The following is a 4,348-nucleotide window of genomic DNA, read 5'->3' as shown; positions in this document are numbered from 1 at the left end:
AGGATCGGCGACGGCGTGTGGGTGCCGTAGTAGCCCTGGCCGATGTAGGTCTTGAACAGCTGGTTTTTGCCGGCGATGGACTTGATCAAGGCCAGGGCGTCGGCTTCACTCAGGCCGTCTTCGAGACCGAGGACGCTGGTGCCCTTGATGCTGTCGGGGATGACGCTGGCGCTCAGGGCTTCCAGCGAGTCGAAACCGAGGCTGTTGAGCATGGCTTGCTCGTCGTCGGCGCGCGGGCCGATGTGGCGGGCGATGAATTCGTTGGCAGTGGTCAGGCTTACTTGAGTCATGTCAGCGCTCCTCAGGCTTCGGCGTTGGCTTTGATCAGACGGTCGTAGGCGTCTTGATCCAGCAGTTTGGCGACAGCCGATGCATCGGTTGGCTGGAAGCGGAAGAACCAGCCTTCGCCCAGCGGATCTTCGTTGACCAGTTCAGGGCTGCTGTCCAGCGCCGGGTTCACTTCCAGCACTTCACCGTCCAGTGGCATGTACACGCCGCTCGCGGCTTTTACCGATTCCACGGTGGCGGCTTCAGCGCCTTTGTCGTAGGACTGCAGCTCAGGCAGTTGTACGAAAACCACGTCGCCCAAGGCGTTCTGTGCGAAAGCGGTGATGCCGACTGTGACGCTGCCGTCAGCTTCGGTACGCAGCCATTCGTGATCTTCAGTAAAACGCAACTCGCTCATGGAAACTCCTAAGGGGGCCAGACTCGTCTGGTGGACGCGATTGAATGCTTGGGCAAAAGCCCTGCTTTATGAACGGTTACTAAGCAAAATCGCGGCCAATGTTATTTAATCGTTAAAAATCAATAAGTTATGTGTTTGTTTGGGTTGCGAGGATTTGCTGGCTGTAGCGAAATCGCTACAGCGCAAGACGGAGAAAAAAGCCTAAGTGGATCAAAGCCTTGCACAGCAGTGATCGGGAGGGTGTGTAACGATATCGTTCCGCTGTAGCGCTTTCAGTACAGATGGAGGTCGTTTTTGAACTCGGAATTGAAGGTGATGCAGGTCCTTGTGGGAGCGGGCTTGCTCGCGAATGCGGTGTGTCAGTTAGCATTGATTTGACTGACCCACCGCATTCGCGAGCAAGCCCGCTCCCACATTTTGACCGAGTAGGCCTTACGGCTTGTTGGGAATACCGTACTTGCGTAAACGATGGGCGATGGCGGTGTGGGAGGTTTGCAGGCGGCTGGCCAGTTGGCGGGTCGAGGGGTAGCTGACGTAGAGTTTTTCCAGCAGGGTTTTTTCGAACTCTTCCATCGCCTGTTCGAGGCTGTCGACGTCGCTGTCACTCTGGCGCGCCACGGAGGTGCCAGCGATATCGAGGTCGCCAATGTCGACCAGGCTGCTTTCGCAAATGGCAGCGGCGCGGAAGATCACGTTCTGCAATTGCCGCACATTGCCCGGCCAGCGATTGCCCAGCAGGGCCGGATAGGTGCCTGGCGCCAGGCGACAGACCGGGCGCTGGATCTGCGCGCAGGCCTGCTGCATGAAGTAGCGGGCCAGCAGCAGGATGTCCTGGCCGCGTTCGCGCAGCGGCGGGACTTCGACGTTGAGGACGTTGAGGCGATAGAAGAGGTCTTCGCGGAACGAACCTTCGCTGACCATTTTTTCCAGATCGCGGTGCGTGGCGCTGAGGATCCGCACATTGACCTTCACCTCACGATCCCCGCCCACCCGGCGGAAGCTGCCGTCGTTCAAGAAGCGCAGCAACTTGGCCTGCAAGTACGGCGACATCTCGCCGATCTCATCGAGAAACACCGTGCCCTGGTTGGCCAGTTCCATCAGCCCGGGTTTGCCGCCCCGTTGTGCGCCGGTGAAGGCGCCGGGGGCGTAGCCGAACAGTTCGCTTTCGGCGAGGTTCTCCGGCAATGCCGCACAGTTCAGCGCCAAAAATGGCGAACTGTAGCGGGCGCTGATGGCGTGGCAGGCACGCGCCACCAGTTCTTTGCCGGTGCCGGTTTCGCCCTGGATCAGCAACGGCGCATCGAGGGCCGCCACGCGCTGGGCGCGGGCCTTGAGGGTCCGAATCGCCGGGGACTCGCCGAGCAGCGCATCGAAACCTTCGGCATGGTCGTGGTGTAGCGCCGACAGGCGTTCGCCGATGCGGTTGGGTTGATACAGGGTCAGCAGGGCGCCGGCGTCGGTAATCGGTGTGGCGTCCAGCAACAACGTCTGGCCGTTGACGGTGACTTCCCGCAGCGGCAGGCGGAAGCCGTTTTCCAGCAGGGCTTCGAGCAGTGCCGGGTCGGCGAACAGGTCGGCGATGCTTTCGCCGTCAGGCTCGCGACCGTACAAGGCGATCAGTGCCGGGTTGGCCAGCAGCACCTTGCCGGCACTGTCCAGCGCCAGGACCGGATCGGTCATGGCCGCGAGCAACGCATCAAGCTGCAGGTGCCGACGCTGACCGGGAAGAATGTCGACCACCGTCACCGCTTGCACGCCGCGCACGCTGAACAACGCATCGCGCAGCTCTTCGAGGACTTCCGGGCTCAGGGTCGGGGCGTCGATGTAGACGTTGGGCGGGACCATTTCCACCGCATCCAGATTGAGGTTGCGCCCACCGAGCAAGGCCAGGACTTCCTGGGTAATGCCGACGCGGTCGATGAAGCTGACGTGGATACGCATGGGGCGTTTTTGGGTTCTGGAATGCGGAGGGTGGCAAGTATGCCTTGGGGCGGGCTAATGGTGAAATCCTGCGCGGGACTTCTAATTGATCGTTCCCACGCAGGCGCGTGTGAACGATCAAGGGATGGCCTTCAGATTCGATCCAGATGCTCGGGTTTGACCGGATCACCGGATTTGACGTGGAGCTGCGCGCGCACATCTTCAAACATGGCGTCGTACTCCTTGTGTATCGAGCCGATGCTGGCCTCTTTGGGCATCCCGTACTTTTGCGCGATACGCGTAGCATGCCGGGCGAAGTCGAAGGCCTGATCCTTGGGCAGGAAGAATTCTTCCTTCAGCTCCTTGTCCCCAACCGTGCCATGCATCTTGAACAGCATGCCTTCGCCTTCCTTGGGGTCCTGGGTGACTGCATAGTCGATGCTCAGGCTGTAACTGTAATCTTCCTTGTTCAGTGCGTGGCGCTCGATGTGCAGGTGACCGGGCTCGAACATAGCCATTTAGCGTTTCTCCTTCAAAAAGGCATTGAATCAGGACAGACCTCAGGCCTGCCCTCGGAGTTTCTTTTATTGATAGCTTATCCGGGTGTCGCCCCGAGAGTGGACCGATCACCGCGACTTTTCCAGTCTGTCGGGCGAACGTGGTTCATCCTGGTCAGCGTAAATCGGAGGCGTTATGAAGGTGCTGCTGGAGTATCAAACTCCCTATGACTGGTCGGCGATGCTGGGGTTTTTGTCGGCGCGGGCGATAGTTGGAATGGAAGCGGTGGTTGACGGCGTTTACTCGCGCAGCATCGGGTTGAACGGTGTTCATGGCACGTTTTCGATCAAGCCCGCAGCGACGGATGCACTTGAAGTGACGCTGGATTTTCCTGATTCAGCGGCGGTGCCAGAGATCATCGCGCGGCTGCGGCGGATGTTTGATCTGGATGCAGACCTGGCAACGATTCATCGGCAACTGGCGGTTGATCCCTTGATGGCGCGATTGATTGCCGAGCGTCCGGGGTTGCGGGTACCGGGGGCGTGGGATGGTCTGGAGTTGGCGATTCGTGCGGTGTTGGGGCAGCAGATCAGCGTGGGCGCGGCGATTAAACTGGCGGGGAAACTGGTGGCGCAGTATGGCGAGCCGCTGGCTTCGGTGTTGCCCGGCGTGACCCATGTGTTTCCTCAGGCTGCCGCTTTGGCATCAGTGCATTTGGCAACGTTGGGGATGCCGAAAAGCCGAGGTCGAACCCTGTCGGGTGTGGCTCAGGCGTTGCTTGATGATCCTTTACTGTTTGAGCCGGATCGGGAGGGCGGCGTTGCGCGGCTGCTGGCGTTGCACGGGATTGGTGACTGGACGGCGCAATACATTGCCTTGCGGCAGTTGCGCGATCTGGATGCGTTTCCAAGCGGGGATGTGGGGTTGATCAATGCGCTGGCGGCGCTTGAAGGTGAGGCGGTGACGGCTCGGCAGTTGTTGCAGCGCGCTGAAGCGTGGAGACCTTATCGAGGCTACGCGGCGCAGCTTTTTTGGACATCACTGAGTCGAACGGACTGAATATTGATCGAACATCTATGCTGAATGTTCGGGCCCCTTCGCGAGCAAGCCCGCTCCCACATTTAATCGCATTCCATCTGGATGAACCCGGTCAAATAATGAAATGGCTACCCCCGCTGCCCTCTGTGATCGCCCACTAAGCTTTCACAGGGGGCTCACCGGAGACCGTTGCCATGAACAAAGTAG

4 protein-coding genes and 1 pseudogene are annotated in these 4,348 nt (G+C 59.6%); 1 reads left to right on the top strand and 4 read right to left on the bottom strand.

Translation table 11 applies throughout. From position 1 onward, the window contains the following. The 4 genes and pseudogenes from ASC74_RS26605 to ASC74_RS26590 form a co-directional block, all read right to left on the bottom strand. Positions 1-290 (bottom strand): annotated as a pseudogene (locus ASC74_RS26605) (glycine dehydrogenase (aminomethyl-transferring)); the annotation flags it as partial. 11 nt (positions 291-301) lie between these two features. After that, complete coding sequence (gene gcvH, locus ASC74_RS26600; RefSeq protein WP_008027813.1) at positions 302-685, bottom strand: glycine cleavage system protein GcvH; 384 nt, start codon at positions 683-685, stop codon at positions 302-304. A gap of 432 nt (positions 686-1,117) precedes the next feature. After that, positions 1,118-2,626 (bottom strand): sigma-54-dependent transcriptional regulator, encoded by a 1,509-nt coding sequence (locus ASC74_RS26595; protein ID WP_008155836.1) that lies wholly within the window; start codon positions 2,624-2,626, stop codon positions 1,118-1,120. Positions 2,627-2,757: 131 nt separating this feature from the next. Beyond that, complete coding sequence (locus ASC74_RS26590; protein WP_056745460.1) at positions 2,758-3,123, bottom strand: DUF5064 family protein; 366 nt, start codon at positions 3,121-3,123, stop codon at positions 2,758-2,760. A 175-nt stretch (positions 3,124-3,298) separates the two neighbouring features. Between ASC74_RS26590 and ASC74_RS26585 the strand changes: the two genes are divergently transcribed. Further along, complete coding sequence (locus tag ASC74_RS26585; protein ID WP_056745458.1) at positions 3,299-4,162, top strand: DNA-3-methyladenine glycosylase family protein; 864 nt, start codon at positions 3,299-3,301, stop codon at positions 4,160-4,162. Positions 4,163-4,348: the final 186 nt, after the last annotated feature.

Origin of the sequence: Pseudomonas sp. Root329 (genome assembly GCF_001424925.1) — a bacterium.
GTDB lineage: Bacteria > Pseudomonadota > Gammaproteobacteria > Pseudomonadales > Pseudomonadaceae > Aquipseudomonas > Aquipseudomonas arabinosi.
The sequence above is the reverse complement of the archived record's forward strand: the minus strand, read 5'-3'. Positions and strand labels throughout refer to the sequence as shown.

Bases quoted from the DNA above. Each gene is read 5' to 3' on its own strand.
- gcvH (WP_008027813.1), bottom strand. From the start codon at position 685: ATGAGCGAGTTGCGTTTTACTGAAGATCACGAATGGCTGCGTACCGAA.
- ASC74_RS26595 (WP_008155836.1), bottom strand. From the start codon at position 2,626: ATGCGTATCCACGTCAGCTTCATCGACCGCGTCGGCATTACCCAGGAA.
- ASC74_RS26590 (WP_056745460.1), bottom strand. From the start codon at position 3,123: ATGGCTATGTTCGAGCCCGGTCACCTGCACATCGAGCGCCACGCACTG.
- ASC74_RS26585 (WP_056745458.1), top strand. From the start codon at position 3,299: ATGAAGGTGCTGCTGGAGTATCAAACTCCCTATGACTGGTCGGCGATG.